Genomic DNA, 18,749 nt, shown 5'->3' on the forward strand with positions numbered 1-18,749 from the left:
GATGGGTGGTGTTGTGCGGGACATGGCGGTTTTTGCGGCGGCCGCGCCGCTAACCCGGCGCCATCTTCGGCCAGCCGGGGCGGCCGCTTTTTTGCGTCATTTTGTAACTGGTATGCGGCCGCCGCGCCGGTCCGGCAGCCGCAGCCCGTGTTGAAGCGGGCACGTGTATCGGGGGTTTATCCGGTTGGCATGGCCGGCGTGTCGGCGTGTACCGTGGTGGCCGGCCGAGCACGAGCTTGGCGAATCTAATATACTGACAGCATATTAACGATCGCTGCGGGGTTGCTCGCGTCCGCGGGGCGCAGCCCCGGCTTTGGCAGGATCCCGGCCATTGTTTTCATGAACCAAGTTCCCCCTATCAAGACACGCGCGACCGAAGCCGCCTACGACGCGATCGAGCAGATGATCGCCACGCTCAAGCTCGAGCCCAACCAGCCCATTGTGGAAAGCGACCTGGTCCAGCTCACCGGCCTGGGCCGTACGCCCATCCGCGAGGCGCTGATGCGCCTGGTGGCCAGCGGCCTGATCGAGCAGCAGCCGCGCCGGGGCCTGCGCGTCAGCGAGATCCGTATCGCGGAACACCTGATCCTGATCGAAACCCGCCGGGTGCTGGAACGCCTGATCGCCATGTCATCGGCGCGCCGCGCCACGCCCGAGCAGCGCGCCCAGCTGCTGCAGCACGCGCACGAGATGGTGGCCGCGGCCGGGCGCGGCGACCTGGCCGGCTACATGCAGGCCGACCAGGCGCTGGACCGCGTCAACCACGAAGCCAGCCGCAACCCCTACGCGGTGCAGGCCATCGTTCCCATGATCATCCAGTGCCGGCGCTTCTGGTATGCCTTCCAGCACGAAGGCGACCTCGAGCGCGGCGCCCAGTGCCACCTGATGGAGGCCGAAGGCATCCACGCCAACGACCCCGAGCGCGCCATGGCCGGCGCCGACGCCCTGATGCGCTATCTGATGGAATTCACCCACACCGTCATCGAAGGATAAGGGCCGCGCCGCGCGACCCGATCAGAATGACAACGGGTGCAGCGGAATCGGGGACGCCGCGGATCCGGCTCCGCCGGTCCGCCAGCGTCGCCCCCTGGGGGGATGAGCCCGGACATAGAACAGTCCTTGAGGACTGTTCTATGCCTGGCGAATCCGAGCGGCCTGCCAGCCGCGAGGTGGAAAGCGCGTAGCGCTTCGGGGGGGGTCAATTCACATACCAGATGGTCTTCACCTGCTGGTACTGGTCCAGCGCTTCCAGGCCGTTGTCGCGGCCGCCGAAGCCGGACTGCTTGTAGCCACCGAAGGGCGTGGTGATGTCGCCTTCCGAAAACCCGTTGACCGACACTGTGCCGGCCTGGATGGCCCGCGCCACGCGCTGCGCGCGGCGCACGTCGCGGGTGTACAGCGACGCCGCCAGGCCGTAGTGGCTGTTGTTGGCCAGCTCGACGGCCTCGGCCTCGGTCTCGAAGGGCGTCACCGCCAGAATCGGCCCGAAGACTTCTTCCTGGAACAGGCGCGAGCCCGCCGACACGCCGTCGAAGATCGTCGGCTCGACATACCAGCCGCTGCCCAGATCCGCATGAATGCGCCCGCCATGCACCAGGCGCGCCCCTTCGGCCGCGGCGCCGTCCAGGAAGCCGCGCACTTTGTCGAAATGCGCGCGCTCGATCATCGGCCCGATTTTCACCGAGGCGTCGGTGGGCACGCCCACTTTCCATTCCGACAGGCGCTGGCGCAGGCGCTCGAGCAGGGCGTCCTTGATGCCCGTCTGCACGATCAGGCGCGAGCCGCAGCTGCAGTTCTCGCCCATGTTCCAGAACGCCGCCGCCAGCACGTGGTCGGCCAGCTCGTCCAGGTCGGCGTCGTCGAAAATCACCTGCGGGCTCTTGCCGCCGCATTCCAGCACGATCTCTTTCAGGTTGCTCTCGGCCGAGTATTTCAGGAAATAACGTCCCACCTCGGTCGAGCCGGTGAACGACACCACGTCCACGTCCATGTGGCGGCCGATGGCCTGCCCCACTGTCTCGCCCAGGCCCGTCACCAGCATCAGGGCGCCGGCCGGTATGCCGGCCTGGTGGGCCAGCTGGGTCATGCGGTAGGCGCTCAGCGACGTCAGTTCGGCCGGCTTGACGATGACCGAGTTGCCGGCGGCCAGCGCCGGCGCCACTTTCCAGGCATACATCTGCGCCGGGAAATTCCACGGCAGCACGGCGCCCACCACGCCGATGGGTTCTTTCACGATCAGGCCCAGCGCCTCGGGCCCGGTGGGCGAAATGCGCCCGAAGCACTTGTCCACCGCTTCGGCGTACCAGCGGAACGTGTCCAGCGTGGCCGGCATGTCGGTGTTCAGGCATTCGGTAATCGGCTTGCCGGCGTCCACGCAGTCCAGCGCCGCCAGTTCTTCGGCGTGCGCGGCCAGCAGGTCGGCCCAGGCCAGCATGATGCGCTTGCGTTCGGCCGGCGCCAGGCCCGACCATTCGCCCGACTTGAAGCTGGCGCGCGCGATGCGCACGGCCCCGTCCGCGTCGGCCGCGCTGCCGGCCTCGATCGCGCCGATCACGCTGTTGTCGATCGGCGTGGTGTTCTCAAGGCGCTCGCCCGGCGACGCATGGCCGGGAATCAAGTGGCCCGCCCACAACCGGCCCGCGCGGGCCTGCTCGAAAATCTGCTCTTTGGTCTGCGGCATGGCGGTCTCCTTATCCCTGGTAGGCGTCGAGCATCGCCAGGAAGGCGCGCTCATCCTCGGCCGACAGCGGCGCCAGCGGCAGGCGCACGGTGCCGGCGTCCACGCCGTGGCGGCGGCAGCCGAGCTTGGCCTTCTGGTTGTAGTCGCCGGATTCCATCGCCTGGATCACGGGGTACATGCCGCTCATCAGCGTGCGGACCTCGTCCCAGCGCTGTTCTGCGGCGGCCTTGACCATTGCCGCCTGTTCGGCGGGAAACACGTTGGCCCCGCCGCTGATCCAGCTGCGCACGCCCCAGAACAGGAAATCGGCGGCCATGTCGTCCGAGCCGCTGATGATGTGGAAGTCCGGGATGCGGGCCTGGATCAGCGCCAGCGCGCGGTTGAAGTTGCCGCTGCTTTCCTTGATGCCGACGATATTGGGAATGCGCGCCAGCTCGATCACGGTTTCCACCGCGATCTGCACGCCGATGCGCGCGGGAAAGTCGTACAGGATGATGGGCAGCGGCGTGGCGGCGGCCACCGTGCGGAAATGCTGCACAATGCCGGCCTGCTCGGGCAGGCTGTAGGGGGGCGCGGTCAGCATCAGGCCTTCGTAGCCCAGTTCCCGCGCCTGATCGGCGTTGCGGATGGCCTGCGGGGTGGACAGCGCATTGATGCCCGCGATCAGGGTGATACGCCCGCGCGCCGCATCGGCCACGGTGCGCAGCACCAGTTCGCGCTCGTCGTCTTCCAGGGCATAGAACTCGCCGGTGGTGCCGCAGGCCACGATGCCGGCCACGCCCGCTTCCACGAAGCGGTCCACCAGCTGCCGCAGGGCATCGGCGTTCACGCGGCCGTCCGCGCCGAACGGCGTTACGATGGGTACCAGGACTCCTTCGATATTCATACGTCTTCCTATTGCAGAAAAAACGCCCGTGTCACCGGGCGGAAACGGGGCCGCGCGGGCCCGCAAACCAGGTTGTTCAGAACCCCACGATGCGCTGCGGCAGCCAGGTTGCCAGGGCCGGGAACAGCGCCACGATCGCCAGCGTCACGAATTGCACCAGGATGAAGGGCACCACGCCCTTGCACACCTGGCTGTATTTCATGTCCGGCGGGGCGATCGACAGCAGGTAGAAAATCGACGAGGCCATGGGCGGCGTCAGGTAGCTGGTCTGGATCACGATGATCACCAGCGCGCCGAACCAGATCGGGTCGACGCCCGCGGCCGTCAGCACGGGCAGGAACAGCGGCACGCAGATCAGCACGTTGGCTGTCCAGTCCAGCACGAAGCCCAGCAGGAACACGATGCACAGGAACAGGACCAGGGTGCCGTTCACGCCCAGGCCCAGGTCCGAGGTCAGGCCCTGGATCAGGCGCGAGCCGCCGTTGGCCGCGAAAATCCCGGTGAACATGATGCCGCCGGCCACGATCAGCAGGATCATGGCCGAGATGCGGACCGTGATGGCCAGCGATTCCCGCATCATCGACATGCTGAACTGGCCGTAGCAGATGCACAGGATCAGCGCGCCGACCGCGCCCACGGCCGCCGCTTCGGTGGGCGAGGCAATACCCGCCATCAGCGAGCCCAGCACGGCGAAGATCAGCAGCATCGTGGGCACCAGCCCGCTCAGGGTGATGCGCAGCTTGGCCGCCAGCGGCAGGCGCATGTCCTCGGCATCGGCGGGCGGGCCTTTCCTGGGGTTCAGCACGCACACGCCGATGATGTACAGAATGAACAGCCCCACCATGATCAGGCCGGGGAACAGCATGGCGGCGAACAGCTCGCCCACCGAGATCTGGGCCAGCGAGGCATACACCACCGCCACCACCGACGGCGGGATCATCGTGCCCAGCGAGCCGCCGGCGCAGATCGTTCCGGCGATCAGCGAGTTGTCGTAGCGGAAGCGCTGCATGGCCGGGATGGCCATCAGGCCCACCATGACCTCGACCGCGCCGACCACGCCGGCGGCCGCCGCGAAGGTTGCGCCCATGGCGATGGTGGCCACGGCCAGGCCGCCCGGCAGGCGCCCCAGCCACAGCTGCATGGTGCGGAACAGCCGCGCCGCGATGCCGGAACGTTCCAGGATCGCGCCCATGAGCACGAACATGGGAATCGCGGACAGGATGTAGTTGGTGGCGGCGGAATAAAGCCCGCCGTAGAGCTGGTTGAATACATTTCCGCCGAAAGCGAACCAGCCGGCGACGATGGCGGGAATGATCAGGGAAAGCGAAACCGGAATGCCCAGGAAAATCAGCAGGAACATTCCCGGGAACATCAGGGCGGCGACAGTCGGGTTCATCAATGCTCCTTCGCGGCCGGGGCGCGCCGCCCGGCGAAGGCGCGCAGCCCTTCGGCCGCGAGCTGCAGGGTCATCGCGATCAGCCCGATCGCGATCAGCAGATAGAAGGGCCACATCAACGGCGCCCAGGGGCTGACGGTTTCGACTTCATGGCGCACCCACGCGCGCCAGGTATGCGACAGGGCAATCGAAGACAGCGCGCCGAAGAACGGCGCCAGAATCACCAGGTAGGCGATACCCTCGACCACGTTGTTGAAGCGGGCCGGCAGGCGGTTGCGCAGCACGTCGATGCGGATGTGGCCGTCTTCGCGCAGCACGTAGGCCATGCCCAGCAGGAACACCGCGCCGTTGCTCATGTAGGCGATGTCGAACGCCCACACCGTGGGCGCATCGAACACATAGCGCGCAAAGACCTCGTACACCATCGCCAGGGTCAGCACCGCCGCCGACACACTGGCCAGCAGCGACGCGAACCGGGATACGCCGTTGGCGAACCGGGCCAGGACATCGAGCATGATCGCTTTCCTCGCCTGGCGTCAGTTGCGGACCAGGTAGCCGCTCTCGGCTTTCCAGCGCGCGTGATAGGCCTGGTAGTCGGCCAGCACCTCGGCCATTTCCGGCTTGCCGTCGGCCTTGCGGGCCTCGGCCGTCTTGCGCATCCAGTCGTTGCCCGCGTCGGAAAGCTGCTTCACGAACTCGGGGCTGAGCGTGATGATCTCGTTGCGCCCGCTGCGGTACTTCGCCATGGCCTTCATGTCGGCGTCGTAGAAGTAGTCCAGGCCCTGCTGCGTGGTGAGCTCGGCGGCCGCCTCGATCAGCGGCTTCAGGTCGGCCGGCACCTTGTCCCAGGTTTCCTGCTTGACCACCACTTCCCACATGAAGGTGGGCTGGTGCACGCCCGGCACCACGATGTACTTGGCCGCCTGGTGAAAGCCCTCGGGCATGTTGGCCGACGGCGGCGCCCATTCCACGGCGTCCACGCCCTTGCGCTGCAGCAGCGTGTAGGTCTCGCCCGGCGGCACCACGGTCGGCACCGCGCCGAAGTAATCGCGCATCACCTCGGCCCAGGGGCCCGAGGTGCGGTACTTCAGGTTCTTCAGGTCTTCGGCGTTGCGGATGGGCTTGTTGGCGTGCGCCATGATCTCGGAAGAGCCGATGCCCACGATCATGGTCTTCAGGCCCTGCTTGGCGCGCAGTTCTTCGAGCTTCTGCCTGCCGCCGCCTTCGTACAGCCAGGCCTTATAGGCGTCGGGCCCCATGCCGCCGGGGAAGCCCGAGAAAATGGCGTTTTCCGGGTTCTGGTTGACCAGGTAGCTGGACGTGGAATGGCCGGCTTCGACCACGCCGTCCTGCACGGCATCGAACACCTTCAGGGCCGGCACGATCACGCCCGCGCCGAACGGCTGGATCTCCACTCGCCCGGCGGTCAGCGTCTTGACGTTGGAGGCGAAGCGTTCCAGGAAATTCTTGTAGAAGGGCGATCCTTCCGGAACCGAGGTCGGAACACGCCAGGTGACATCCGCCGCGGCGGCGGAACCGGCGGCGCACGCCGAGATGACGGCGGCAGCCAGTGCGCGGAACAGTATTTTCATAGTCTCCTCTCGTGGATAGGGAAAGCGGAAGCACTTTCTTTGCGGCCACAGTCTAATATCCATTAAATATATTAACAACATATTTAAGGGTTAATCCTAGGCGGGGCGGTCACGCGCGCTGGTGGATGGCGGCGCTGCCGGAGCTTCTTGAGATAAGGGAAAGGGCCTGAACGTGGAGCGATTCCATGCCCAGGGGAAGAGGGCGGCTCGGGTGCCGGCCGCGAAGCTGCGTGCAAGCTATGGAAGCGTTGTTATTGCTTGCTTGTGGGGGCGATCAAGACAGGTAGCATGATCGGCGCCTATCAGATCTGTGCGGGCGAGTGATCTTTCAACCAATCTTTCAACGCGGCATTGATGCGCGTTTGCCAACCCTTTCCGGTGGCGCGGAAGGTTTCCAGCACATCGTCGTCGATGCGGATGGCGACTTGAGTCTTGACCCCGCTACCCGCGGGACGGCCGCGGGAGCGCCGCGCGGCCGCAAGAGCTGTTTCCAGTTCTTCCTTGGTCGCGGGACGGTCGTCCTGATCTTTGCCATCCCACGCAAAATCTTGCGCGGAATCCGTAGCGCGTGCTGCTGCCAGCACTTCGGCGCGGGTCATGTCATTGGGCATTCTCTTCTTCGAGCCAGGCATAGTAAGCCTCCCGTTCCTCAACACTTGCGTGGCGAAAACTGATGACCCTCGTTATGCCTTCTCAATGCTACGTAATTTATTGTAGATACGTTTATTTGGAAACACCAGCGAGCTTGTGCCGGGCTTCGGAGGGCGTTCTTGTACAGCCGTGTGAATGCTCCTAAAAAAATCGCATTCTGGAAATGGTCGGAATGACAAAAGGGTCTGTGGGCCAGGGCTGGGCCACAGGTGCCTGGTCGGCTGCCAATGCCTGTGCCGGGAAATCTGTGCTGAAATCCCCCCTTTGGTTCAGCGGCCTGAACGCCTGCCTAGGTATTTGCCCTAGCTGCCGTCCTTTATCGGTTGTCAGTCTGGGGGTGATGCCGTATTGTTCGATCCTGTATAGGCAACCTCGGGCTTCAGTTGGGTTTAATCACGTATTTCATTCATTTGAATATTTGGGTTGTTCTGGAGATTCCATGTCCGAATCGAAACTCTTGGAAGGCGCCTGTGTATGGACCGGCGCCGAGATGGTTGAAAATCAACGCTGGGTGAAGCGGTTTCCCGCGGCGGTGCTCGAGAGCATCGATAGCGCGGTCCACCAGGTCCGGGACATCGACTGGAAAGCGGTCACCCGGCGCAACTTCCCGCTGCCGGGCGCCGAGGCCTTTTTCGACGACGTGCGCGAAGAGCTGGAAAACGGCTCGGGCATGGTGAAAATGCAGGGCCTGGACGTCAGCCGCTACAACCCCGACCAGCTGCGCCGCATCTGGTACGGCCTGGGGGCGCACCTGGGCACGCCGCTCTTCCAGAACCGCCGCGGCGAGGTCATGCGCGAGATCAAAGACGAAGGCGCCGGCGTGGCCGTGAAGCTGTACGGCGCCACCGTGGATGCCGATGGCAAAGAGTTCCTCTCTTCGGGGGCGCGCACCCTGTCGCCGGGCCAGCTGCGCTTTCACACCGACCGTTGCGATGTGGTGGGGCTGCTTTGCGTGCGCCAGGCTTCCGAAGGCGGGGTCAGCAAGCTGGCCAGCAGCGCCACGGTGTACAACGAAATGCTCAAGCGCCGGCCGGACCTGCACGCGCTGCTGTGCAAGCCGATTCCCCGGGCCCGTTTCGGCGAAGAGGCCGGCGGCGAGCATATCGCGTACGACCTGCCGGTGTTCGGCGTGCGCGATGGTAAGCTCACCAGTCATTTTTCACTGACCTACATCGAGAACGCGCAGCTGATGCCGGGCGTGCGCAAACTGTCGGACGCCGAGCACGAAGCCTTGCGTCTGCTGCTCGACCTGGCGCAAGAGCATTGCTTCGAGATGCGCTTTGCCCCCGGCGACATCCAGCTGCTGAACAACCACGTGATTTATCATGGCCGCACCGCATTCAAGGACGATGCCTCCACCAACCAGGACCGGATGCTGATGCGTCTCTGGCTGGGCGTGCCCAACTCGCGCGCCCTGCCGAACGATCACGCCGTGCTGTGGGGCGATATCAGCGCGGGCAAGCCGCACGGCGGCATCGCGCAGCCCGCCGTGGCGATTGCCGATTGATCCATCCGAAAACAATATCTCTTCCATTACCAAGGAATGTCATGACGCGAAATATCTTCTCCGGCGCTTTTGCCGGACGCTCCGCATTGCGTTCGGCCGTACTGTCGGCGCTCTTGATCGCCGCGCCCGCCGTGGCCCTGGCCGCCCCCGACTACGGCAACTGTGAAGTTACCGGAGAACGCGGTTCGGTCAAGCTGCAGACGGTCGAGCCGGGCGTGCTGTCGGTGCGCCCGGTGCTGCCGGCCCCGGGCTGGTGGAATGGCGACTCGCTCGAAACCGTCAAGGACGGCTTCGAGTACTGCCTGGCGGCCAATATGGCTTACCGCGCGGGGCTCGACCGGGTGGTGCTGGTGAACCGCTCGTTCGCGCAGATCCTGACGGGCCGGTCGCAGGGCTTCGACATTGCGCTCAGCGAGGTCACGATTACCGACGCGCGCAAGAAGGTGGTCGACTTCACCGAGCCTTACTTCCATTCGGGGCAGGGCGTGCTGGTGAAGGCGGGCACCAAGCTCGACAAAGACAGCATCAAGAACGCCCGCATCGGCGTGCGCCAGGGCAGCACCACGCTGCAGTACGTCAACGAGCATGTCAAGCCCACCGAAGACCTGAAGGTCTATATGGACAACTCGTCCATGTATGCCGCGCTGGCCGCCAACCAGATCGACGCCGCCATCTACGACACCGTCAACGTGCTGGCGCGCGCGCACCAGTCCAAGGGGGCCTTCGAGGTGGTGGGCAACTACGACACCAAAGAATTCTGGGGCGGGCTGGTCAATAAAGACTCTCCCAACCTGGAAGCCTTCAACAAGATGATCAAGGACTTCAAGCAGGACGGCACGATTGCGCGCCTGACCGAGAAGTACCTGGTCCCCAGCCTGGGAACGGATCCCGACAAAGTGCCTGACTTCACGCGCTGAGATCGCGGACCAATGAGCAACGACGCAACGGATCGGGTACCGGACACTATTTCGGGCGGGTTTGCCATGGGGCGCAGGTTCAACATCGGCGGCATGCCCGCCGCCCCGACCGCATTATGGTTGCTGGCCCTGCTGCTGGTGCTGGCCGCCGTGGCGAGCAGCTGGCAGACAATCCATGCGGGCCGCGCCGCCCTGCGGGCGGCCGGCGTGCCGGGCGGGCCGGTGGACGCGGCGGCGGTGCTGCTGGGCCTGCTGTCGGTCATCGTGGTGTTGCCGCTGTGGCGCGGATACCGCCGCTGCGGCGAGGTGCGCCGGGCGGCAGCCGCCCAGGACATCGTGGCCGCCCGGACGGCCCGCGCGGCGGCCCGGGACGCCACCTGGATCGCCATCGGGTCGGCGTTCGCGCAGCTGATCATGGTGCTGGGCGGGCAGTTCCTGCTGGCCAACGACCAGACGGTCAGCAAGACGTTCTTCCTGGTCCCGCTGATGTTCAAGACCTTTCCGCTGGTGCTGAAAGCGTTCTGGGTCAACATCAAGATCTTTCTGATGGCCGAAGTCTTCGTGCTGATCTGGGGGCTGATCGTTGCCCTGGCGACCTTCGCGCCCGGCATCGCCGGCAAGCCGCTGCGCATCATGGCCACCATCTACATCGACGTATTCCGGGCGATACCGGCCGTGCTGGTGATCTACCTGGTGGGCTTCGGCATTCCGCTCACGGGCGTGCCGATTTTGAAAGACCTGTCGCTGACGGCTTTCGTGGTGATCGCGCTGACGCTGACGGTGGGCGCCTACGTGGCGGAAATCTACCGCGCCGGCATCCTCAGCATCCACTGGAGCCAGACCGCCGCGGCGCGCTCGCTGGGCCTGTCCCACATGCAGACCTTGCGCTACGTGGTGGTGCCCCAGGGCATACGGCAGATCATTCCGCCGCTGCTCAATGCCTTCATCGCCCTGCAAAAAGACACTGCACTGGTAAGCGTGGTGGGCGTGATCGATTCTTTCAACCAGTCGATGCTGATCGCCTCCAACTACTACAACCTGTCCGCCGTGACCACGGTGGCCATCCTGTTCATCATTATTTCGATTCCGCAGACCCGCTTTGTGGAGCGCATGATGAGGCGCGACCGCGAGCGCATACGCGCCCAGGGCTGAGGAGACACACCAGGCATGTCGTCTTTGTTCATCGAGATCAACGATATCTCCAAGTCGTACGGCGAACAGCCGGTCATCAAGCACCTGACGATGTCGGTGGACCAGCACCAGGTCGTCTCCCTGATCGGGCCTTCCGGCTCGGGCAAGTCCACGCTGCTTCGCTGCATCAACGGCCTGGAGTCCATCGACCAGGGCGAGATCCGCGTGCACGGCGACCGCATCACCGGCCCGGGAGTGGACGTGAATGCGCTGCGGCGCGACATCGGCATCGTGTTCCAGGGCTACAACCTTTTCCCGCACATGTCGGTGCTGGAAAACGTGACCCTGGCGCCCATCCGGGTGCTCAAGCAGCCCAGAGAAGAGGCCGAGGAAAAGGCCATGGCGCTGCTCAAGCGCATCGGCCTGGCCCACAAGGCCCGGGAATATCCCGACCGCATGTCGGGCGGGCAGCAGCAGCGCGTGGCCATCGTGCGGGCGCTGGCGATGGACCCGCTGGTCCTGCTGCTTGACGAAATCACCTCCGCGCTGGACCCGGAACTGGTGTCCGAAGTGCTGAACATCGTGCGCCAGCTGGCCGACGAGGGCATGACCATGCTGCTGGCCACGCATGAAATGGGCTTTGCGCGCGAGGTCTCGTCCAAGGTGTGCTTCCTGTACGATGGCGCCGTGTACGAAGAAGGCCTGCCGGAACAGATTTTCGGCGACCCGCAGCGCGATCGCACCCGCGCGTTCTTGCGCAGCATCCACGAGGCCAAGCGGATCTGATTGCGCGGGCGGGCGGGCGGACTTGCTCCGTCCCGCTTTGCGGCCTGCCGCGTTTATTGCGGTTTTTATTTCTGCTATCCTGTATATACATGTTTGTTCAGAACGTGACAGGCTAAACCAAATGACTATTCGACTGACCGCCCAGCCTCTGACGCTGGCCGACCTGCGCCGGATCTACCAGGGCGGGGTGACGCTGGAACTCGACCCGGCCCTGGAAGCGCCCCTGTGCCGGGCCCAGCAGGCCATCGACGCCATCGTGGCGGGCGGTCAGGTGGTGTACGGAATCAATACCGGCTTCGGCAAGCTGGCCAGCACGCGCATCGACAACGACCACCTGGCGGCGCTGCAGCGCAACCTGGTCCTGTCGCACAGCGTCGGCACCGGCCAGCCGCTCAGCCCGGCGGTGGTGCGGCTGGTCATGGCCACCAAGGCCGTCAGCCTGTCTCGCGGCTATTCCGGCGTGCGGCCGGAACTCGTGCAGGCCCTGCTGGGGCTTTTCAATGCGGGAATCGTGCCGGTGATCCCGTGCAAGGGCTCGGTCGGGGCGTCCGGCGACCTGGCGCCGCTGGCGCACCTGGCGTGCGTCCTGATCGGCCACGGGCAGGCCATGCTGGCCGACGGGCGCGTCGTGCCGGGGGCCGAGGCCATGGGCGAGATCGGGTTCAGCCCCTTCGCGCTGGGCCCCAAAGAAGGGCTGGCCCTGCTCAACGGCACCCAGGTGTCTTCGGCGCTGGGCCTGGCCGGGCTGTTCGGCGCGGAAAGCGTGCTGGCCGCCGCCTTGATGTCCGGCGGGCTCACGCTCGAAGCGATCCAGGGCTCGATCAAGCCGTTCGACGCGCGCATCCACGCCGCCCGCGGCCAGGCGGGGCAGATCGCCGTGGCGGGCGCCGTGCGCGCGCTGCTCGACGGCAGCGCCATCATTCCCAGCCATGCCGATTGCGGCCGCGTGCAGGATCCCTATTCCATACGCTGCATTCCGCAGGTCATGGGGGCCTGCCTCGACAACCTGGCCCATGCCGCGCGCGTGCTGGCCATCGAGGCCAATGCGGCGTCGGACAACCCGCTGGTGTTCGCCGACACGGGCGAGGTCATCTCGGGCGGCAATTTCCACGCCGAGCCGGTTGCCTTCGCCTCCGACATCATCGCCCTGGCCGTCAGCGAAATCGGCGCTATCGCCGAGCGGCGCCTGGCCCTGCTGCTGGATGCCGGCCTGTCGGGCCTGCCGCCTTTCCTGGTGCGCGACGGGGGGCTCAATTCGGGGTTCATGATCGCCCAGGTCACCGCCGCCGCGCTGGCGGCCGAAAACCAGTGCCTGGCCAACCCCAGCAGCGTCACCAGCCTGCCCACCTCGGCCAACCAGGAAGACCACGTGTCCATGGCGACCTACGCCGGGCGCCGCCTGGCGGACATGGTCGACAACACGGCCGTGATCGTCGGGGTCGAGGCCATGGCGGCCATCCAGGGCATCGAACTGCGGCGCACGGCGGGCACGCCGCGCAGTTCGGCATTGGTCGAGGCGGAAATCGCCCGCGTGCGCCAGCGCGTGGACTTCGTCGACAGCGACCGCTACCTGGCCTCCGATATCGAGACGATGCGGCAGTGGGCCCTGGCGGCCGCCTTGCCGCAAGCCCTGCTGTCGATTCTTCCCAGCCACGCCGAAGCCACGCTTTGATTTCGCCTTCCAGGACGACGCTCATGAACGCACACGACCGCACCAGCGCCAGCCACGACGGCGCCACGTTTACCCGCCATGACCCGGGCCGCCGCATCGCGGCGCCGACGGGCACCCGGCTGAGCTGCAAGAGCTGGCTTACCGAGGCGCCTTTTCGCATGATCCAGAACAATCTGCACCCCGACGTGGCAGAGCGCCCCGAAGACCTGGTGGTGTACGGCGGCATCGGGCGGGCCGCGCGGAACTGGGAATGCTTCGACCAGATTCTGGCCTCGCTGAAGGAACTGGAGGCCGATGAAACGCTGCTGGTGCAATCGGGCAAGCCGGTGGGGGTGTTCAAGACGCACGCCGACGCGCCCCGCGTGCTGCTGGCCAATTCCAACCTGGTGCCGAAGTGGGCCGACTGGGAACACTTCAACGAGCTCGACCGCAAGGGCCTGTTCATGTACGGACAGATGACGGCGGGCAGCTGGATCTACATCGGCAGCCAGGGCATCGTGCAGGGCACCTTCGAAACCTTCGCCGAGGCGGGCCGGCAGCATTACGGCAACGATCTGTCGGGCCGGTGGATATTGACGGCCGGCCTGGGCGGCATGGGCGGCGCGCAGCCGATGGCGGCCACGCTGGCGGGCGCCTGCTCGCTGACCATAGAGTGCCAGCAGAGCAGCATCGACTTTCGCCTGCGCACGCGCTATGTCGACAAGCAGGCCCGCGACCTGAACGACGCGCTGGCGCTCATCGCGCACCACACCGCGCGCAAAGAGGCGGTGTCGATCGCGCTGCTGGGCAACGCGGCCGAGGTCTTGCCCGAGCTGGCCCGGCGCGCGGCGGCGGGCGGGCCCAGGCCCGACATCGTCACCGACCAGACCTCGGCGCATGACCTGATCCACGGCTACCTGCCCCTGGGCTGGACCGTCCCGCAATGGAAGCAGGCCATGGCCGACGCCGGCCAGCACGCCAGGCTGAAAGACGCGGCCGCCCAGAGCTGCGCCGTGCATGTCCAGGCCATGCTCGACTTCCAGGCCATGGGCATTCCCACGGTCGATTACGGCAACAACATCCGCCAGGTGGCCTTCGACGCCGGCGTCAAGAACGCCTTCGATTTTCCCGGCTTCGTGCCCGCCTATATCCGTCCGCTGTTCTGCGAGGGCAAGGGGCCGTTCCGGTGGGTGGCCCTGTCCGGCGACCCGGAAGACATCTACAAGACCGACGCCAAGATCAAGGCGCTGTTCCCGGCCAACAAGCAGACCTGCCGCTGGCTGGACATGGCGCGCGAGCGCATTGCCTTCCAGGGGCTGCCCGCGCGGATCTGCTGGCTGGGCCTGGGCGAACGCCACCTGGCCGGCCTGGCCTTCAACGAGATGGTGCGCAACGGCGAGCTCAAGGCGCCCATCGTCATCGGCCGCGACCACCTGGATACAGGCTCGGTCGCCAGCCCGAACCGCGAAACCGAAGGCATGCGGGACGGCACCGACGCGGTGAGCGACTGGCCGCTGCTCAACGCGCTGCTCAACACCGCGGCGGGCGCCACCTGGGTCAGCCTGCACCATGGCGGCGGCGTCGGCATGGGGTATTCGCAGCATGCCGGCATGGTCATCGTGTGCGACGGTTCCGAAGACGCCGATCGCCGCCTGGCGCGCGTGCTGGTCAACGACTGCGCCTCGGGGGTGATGCGCCACGCCGACGCCGGCTACGAGCTGGCCATCGCCACGGCGAAGAAATTCGGGCTCAAGCTGCCGATGGTGAAATGATGCGGCGCTACGCACTGGCCGAGCTGCCTGTCACGCCCTGGAAAAACGGCGGCGGCAGCACGCGCGAGGTCGCATGCTGGCCGGCCGGCGCCGGCCTGGACGATTTCGATTGGCGCGTGTCGATTGCCAGCATCGATGCGCCCGGGCCGTTTTCACGGTTTCCGGGCGTGGACCGGGTGATCGCCCTGCTGGAAGGCGAGGGCGCGCACCTGCGGGGCGAAGGGGTGGACCACCGCCTGGATGTGCCGCTGCGGCCGTTCGCGTTTTCGGGCGATGCCGCGATCGATTGCACGCTGCTGGGCGGCGCCTCGACCGATTTCAATGTCATGAGCCGGCGCGGCAGGCTGCGGGCCGAGGTGCGGGTCTTTTCTTGCGCCGCGGCCATGCCCGCGGCGCGCCACGGCGTGCTGGTGGCAGTTCACGGGGCATGGCGCGCGGCCGGCCAGCGCCTGGCGGCGGGCGAGGGCCTGTGGTGGGCCGACGCGCCGAACGCATGCAGCTTGACACCGCTTGCCGGCCATGAGCAACTGCATGATGGCAAGCCTGCGCAAGCGCCGCGGCTGCTTGCGGTGATCTGGCGTAGCCAGCCGGAGGAATGATGCGCGATTTCGACAGCCTGCCTTCTGCCGATGGCGTGTGGTCGGGCCTGCGCGGCCTGGACGGCCAGCCCTGCGCCATTGTGGTGTCGCAGGGCAACATGGCATGGGTGGGCGCGCCCGAAGCCATGCCGGCCATCTACGCCGGCATGCCCCGCCACGACGGCGGGGGGGCCCTGGTGTCGCCGGGGCTGGTCGACTGCCATACGCACCTGGTCTATGGCGGCCAGCGCGCCCATGAGTTCGCCATGCGGCTGGCGGGGGCAAGCTATGAACAGCTGGCCCGGGCCGGCGGCGGCATTGTTTCCAGTGTGCGCGCCACGCGCGAAGCCAGCGAAGACGCCCTGTTCGAGTCCGCGTCCCGGCGGCTGCAGTGCCTGCTGGACGAAGGCGTGTGCGCAATAGAGATCAAGTCGGGCTACGGCCTTGCGCTCGAGCACGAGCGCAAGCAGCTGCGCGTGGCCCGCCGCCTGGCTGGCGCGCATGGCGTGACCGTGCGCGCCACGTTCCTGGGCGCGCACACGCTGCCGCCGGAATACGCGGGGCGCAGCGGTGAATATATCGACCGGGTCTGCAAAGAGATGCTGCCCGCCCTGCATGAAGAAGGCCTGGTGGACGCGGTGGATGTTTTCTGCGAGCGGATCGCTTTTTCCCTGGCGGAAACCGAGCAGGTATTCGAGGCGGCGCAGGCCCTGAACATTCCCGTCAAGCTGCATGCCGAACAGCTTTCCGACATGGGCGGGGCGGCGCTGGCGGCGCGCCATGGCGCGCTGTCGTGCGACCATCTCGAACATCTGTCGGGCGACGGCATCCGGGCCATGCAGGCCGCCGGCACCGTGGCGGTATTGCTGCCCGGCGCCTACTACACCTTGCGCGACACCTGCTTGCCGCCCATCGAGGCGCTGCGCGAGGCGGGCGTGCCCATGGCGGTCGCCACCGACCACAATCCGGGCACGTCTCCCGCCCTGAGCCTGCTGCTGATGGCGAACATGGCGTGCACTTTGTTCCGCCTGACCGTGCCCGAGGCCATCGCCGGCATCACCACCCATGCCGCGCGCGCGCTCGGCCTGGAACAGAGCTTCGGCGTGCTGGCCGCCGGCCGGCCCGCAAACTTCGTGCTGTGGGACCTGGCCGACGCGGCCGAACTGGCGTACTGGTTCGGGCAGCGTCCGGTGCGCGGCATCGTGCGCAACGGCAAACTGGCGCGAACGCCGTCCGGCGCCGCGTGATTCGCGCCGCTCGGCAGAGCGGGCCGGCGGCGGCCGGCGCAGACACGCCCTCTGCCGGCAAGCCTGAATAGACATGCATTATCATGTACCAAAATCCATGTACATCCATGTCTAAAAACTCAATCGCTCCCGGTCACCGGCTGCCCAAGTCGGCGCCCTCGGCCCTGTATCAGCAGGTGCGCAACTACATCGACGACAAGATCACTTCGAAAGAGTGGGTTGCCGGAGACCGCGTGCCGTCCGAGCACGAACTGGTGGCGCAGTTCGGCATTTCCCGCATGACGGTGAACCGGGCGCTGCGCGAGCTGGCGGAAGAGGGCCGCGTGGTGCGCGTCGCCGGGGTGGGCACCTTCGTGGCCGAAGAACGCCCGCAGTCGACCCTGCTGCAGATCGCGAACATTGCCGAAGACATCCGGCAGCGCGGGCATCGCTACCGGTGCAAGATCCTGTCGGTCGAGCTCGTGCCGGCCACGCCCGAGGTGGCCAGCGCCATGGGCCTGCACACGGGCCAGCAGGTGGCCCATTCGCGCTGCATTCATTTCGAGAACGACGTGCCGGTGCAGTTTGAAGACCGGTTCGTCAACCCGCGCATGGCGCCGGACTTCGCCAGCCAGACCTTTGCCGCGGAAACCCCGGCGGCGTACCTGCTGCGGGCGGTTCCGGTGCAGGAAATCGAACACGTGGTCGAGGCGACCTTGCCCAACAAGCGGCAAGCCGCGCTTTTGCAAATGGAAGAGACCCAGCCCTGCCTGGTCCTGTTCCGGCGCACCTGGACAGACCAGACGGTCGTGACGATGGTGCGCTGCTACCACCCCGCCAACCGGTACCGCCTGGGCAGCCGCTTTCCGGTAAACGGCGCCGGCCGGTAACAAGGGCGGCCGCCGCCGCGGCGCCCAATCGCAATTCCTCTCGGCATCCAGAGGCTCCAGCTACCCGCCGGGCCAGGGGCGAGCTCATGCTTGCGGCTTGATTGTTGATCATTTTTGAATTTACAAGCCAATTTCCCTGCATTTATTCGTTGTGGATCAAATGCCATCATGCTCTCCATGAGTTCGACGGCGCGGCGAGCATCGTGGCCGGCGACGGCTCGTCGCTGAGCCGGCACGCCATCCAGGCCCGGGCGCCGGCCGGCTGTTACCCACTTTATTCACCGGAGCCCACATGAATTCCAGCAATCCTCTGTCCCCATCGTCGCCTGGCCGCGCCGCCATCGTTACCGGCGCATCCAGGGGAATCGGCCGCGCCATCGCCCTGCGCCTGGCCGCCGACGGCTTTCGCGTCGTGGTCAACTATGCGGGCAACGCGGCCAAGGCTGATGAGGTCGTCGCCGCCATCGGCGCCGCGGGCGGGCAGGCCATTGCCGTGCAGGCGGATGTATCCCGGCCCGACGACGTGCAGCGGCTGTTCGCCACGGCAATCGAATCCTTTGGCGCGATCGGCGCGGTGGTGCACGGGGCCGGAATCATGCCGAGCGCGCCCATCGCGCCGGAAAGCATCGATGCCTTCGATCGCGCCGTTTCCACCAACTTGCGTGGCGCCTTTCTGGTACTGGGCCATGCCGCCCGCCATGTGCAAGCCGGGGGCCGCATTGTTGCAATTTCAACCAGCGTAATCGCGAAATCCTTTCCCTTGTACGGCGCCTACATCGCATCCAAGGCCGGGGTAGAAGGCCTGGTGCGCGTGCTGGCCAACGAAGTGCGTGGCCGGAACATCGCCGTCAATGCCGTGGCGCCGGGCCCGGTGGCTACCGAGCTGTTCATGGACGGCAAAACCGCGGAACAGATCACGCAGCTGGAAAAAATGGCGCCGTTGGAGCGCCTGGGGCAGCCGGAAGATATCGCCGGCGTGGTGTCGTTCCTGCTGGGCGTCGATGGCGGCTGGGTGAACGGCCAGGTCGTGCGCGCCAACGGCGGGTTCGCCTGAGCGCACGGATTCTTACCCAGCCAGGAGACAGA

General features: G+C 66.3%; 17 protein-coding genes. 11 read left to right on the forward strand and 6 right to left on the reverse strand.

From position 1 onward, the window contains the following. Positions 1–339: 339 nt before the first annotated feature. On the forward strand, positions 340–993 hold the full coding sequence (locus J2P76_RS00620) for a GntR family transcriptional regulator (RefSeq protein ID WP_207403757.1): 654 nt from the start codon (positions 340–342) through the stop codon (positions 991–993). Positions 994–1,198: 205 nt separating this feature from the next. On the opposite strand, the gene J2P76_RS00625 is transcribed toward J2P76_RS00620, so the two are convergent. The 6 genes from J2P76_RS00625 to J2P76_RS00650 form a co-directional block, all read right to left on the reverse strand. Continuing rightward, the gene (locus J2P76_RS00625; RefSeq protein ID WP_207403759.1) at positions 1,199–2,680 is read right to left on the reverse strand and encodes an aldehyde dehydrogenase; all 1,482 of its coding nucleotides are present in this window, start codon (positions 2,678–2,680) and stop codon (positions 1,199–1,201) included. A 10-nt stretch (positions 2,681–2,690) separates the two neighbouring features. Further along, positions 2,691–3,566 carry a 4-hydroxy-tetrahydrodipicolinate synthase gene (dapA, locus tag J2P76_RS00630; RefSeq protein WP_207403761.1) on the reverse strand — a complete coding sequence of 292 codons (876 nt, stop codon included), beginning with the start codon at positions 3,564–3,566 and terminating at the stop codon, positions 2,691–2,693. Between the two features lie 76 nt (positions 3,567–3,642). After that, entirely contained in the window at positions 3,643–4,962 is a 1,320-nt protein-coding gene (locus J2P76_RS00635) for a TRAP transporter large permease (protein ID WP_207403763.1), read from the reverse strand. Then, the gene (locus J2P76_RS00640) at positions 4,962–5,477 is read right to left on the reverse strand and encodes a TRAP transporter small permease subunit (protein WP_207403765.1); all 516 of its coding nucleotides are present in this window, start codon (positions 5,475–5,477) and stop codon (positions 4,962–4,964) included. The genes J2P76_RS00635 and J2P76_RS00640 overlap by 1 nt, the downstream gene beginning before the upstream one ends. 21 nt (positions 5,478–5,498) lie before the next feature. Further along, the gene (gene dctP, locus J2P76_RS00645; protein ID WP_207403767.1) at positions 5,499–6,554 is read right to left on the reverse strand and encodes a TRAP transporter substrate-binding protein DctP; all 1,056 of its coding nucleotides are present in this window, start codon (positions 6,552–6,554) and stop codon (positions 5,499–5,501) included. A 302-nt stretch (positions 6,555–6,856) separates the two neighbouring features. Then, positions 6,857–7,165: a BrnA antitoxin family protein gene (locus J2P76_RS00650; RefSeq protein WP_242697252.1), complete on the reverse strand. Its 309-nt coding sequence runs from the start codon at positions 7,163–7,165 to the stop codon at positions 6,857–6,859. Between the two features lie 479 nt (positions 7,166–7,644). On the opposite strand from J2P76_RS00650, the gene J2P76_RS00655 reads away from it, so the two are divergent. The 10 genes from J2P76_RS00655 (at position 7,645) to J2P76_RS00700 (ending at position 18,717) form a co-directional block, all read left to right on the forward strand. After that, positions 7,645–8,712, forward strand: a complete 1,068-nt coding sequence (locus J2P76_RS00655; RefSeq protein ID WP_207403770.1) for a TauD/TfdA family dioxygenase — start codon at positions 7,645–7,647, stop codon at positions 8,710–8,712. Positions 8,713–8,753: 41 nt separating this feature from the next. Then, entirely contained in the window at positions 8,754–9,629 is an 876-nt protein-coding gene (locus tag J2P76_RS00660; protein WP_207403772.1) for an ABC transporter substrate-binding protein, read from the forward strand. Between the two features lie 12 nt (positions 9,630–9,641). After that, positions 9,642–10,781 (forward strand): amino acid ABC transporter permease, encoded by a 1,140-nt coding sequence (locus tag J2P76_RS00665; protein WP_242697253.1) that lies wholly within the window; start codon positions 9,642–9,644, stop codon positions 10,779–10,781. Positions 10,782–10,796: 15 nt separating this feature from the next. After that, positions 10,797–11,546, forward strand: a complete 750-nt coding sequence (locus J2P76_RS00670; protein WP_207403774.1) for an amino acid ABC transporter ATP-binding protein — start codon at positions 10,797–10,799, stop codon at positions 11,544–11,546. A 121-nt stretch (positions 11,547–11,667) separates the two neighbouring features. Then, positions 11,668–13,218 (forward strand): histidine ammonia-lyase, encoded by a 1,551-nt coding sequence (gene hutH, locus J2P76_RS00675; protein ID WP_207403776.1) that lies wholly within the window; start codon positions 11,668–11,670, stop codon positions 13,216–13,218. A 23-nt stretch (positions 13,219–13,241) separates the two neighbouring features. Then, entirely contained in the window at positions 13,242–14,969 is a 1,728-nt protein-coding gene (gene hutU, locus J2P76_RS00680; RefSeq protein ID WP_207403778.1) for a urocanate hydratase, read from the forward strand. Next, positions 14,969–15,568: a HutD/Ves family protein gene (locus tag J2P76_RS00685; protein WP_207409071.1), complete on the forward strand. Its 600-nt coding sequence runs from the start codon at positions 14,969–14,971 to the stop codon at positions 15,566–15,568. The genes hutU and J2P76_RS00685 overlap by 1 nt, the downstream gene beginning before the upstream one ends. Further along, entirely contained in the window at positions 15,568–16,794 is a 1,227-nt protein-coding gene (gene hutI, locus J2P76_RS00690) for an imidazolonepropionase (RefSeq protein WP_207409072.1), read from the forward strand. Before J2P76_RS00685 ends, hutI begins: the two co-directional genes overlap by 1 nt. Before the next feature lie 107 nt (positions 16,795–16,901). After that, on the forward strand, positions 16,902–17,663 hold the full coding sequence (gene hutC, locus J2P76_RS00695; RefSeq protein ID WP_207403780.1) for a histidine utilization repressor: 762 nt from the start codon (positions 16,902–16,904) through the stop codon (positions 17,661–17,663). A 292-nt stretch (positions 17,664–17,955) separates the two neighbouring features. Continuing rightward, on the forward strand, positions 17,956–18,717 hold the full coding sequence (locus tag J2P76_RS00700; RefSeq protein WP_207403782.1) for an SDR family oxidoreductase: 762 nt from the start codon (positions 17,956–17,958) through the stop codon (positions 18,715–18,717). The last annotated feature ends 32 nt before the right edge of the window (positions 18,718–18,749 follow it).

Origin of the sequence: Bordetella petrii (assembly GCF_017356245.1) — a bacterium.
In the GTDB taxonomy this organism is placed as follows: Bacteria; Pseudomonadota; Gammaproteobacteria; order Burkholderiales; family Burkholderiaceae_B; genus Bordetella_A; species Bordetella_A petrii_D.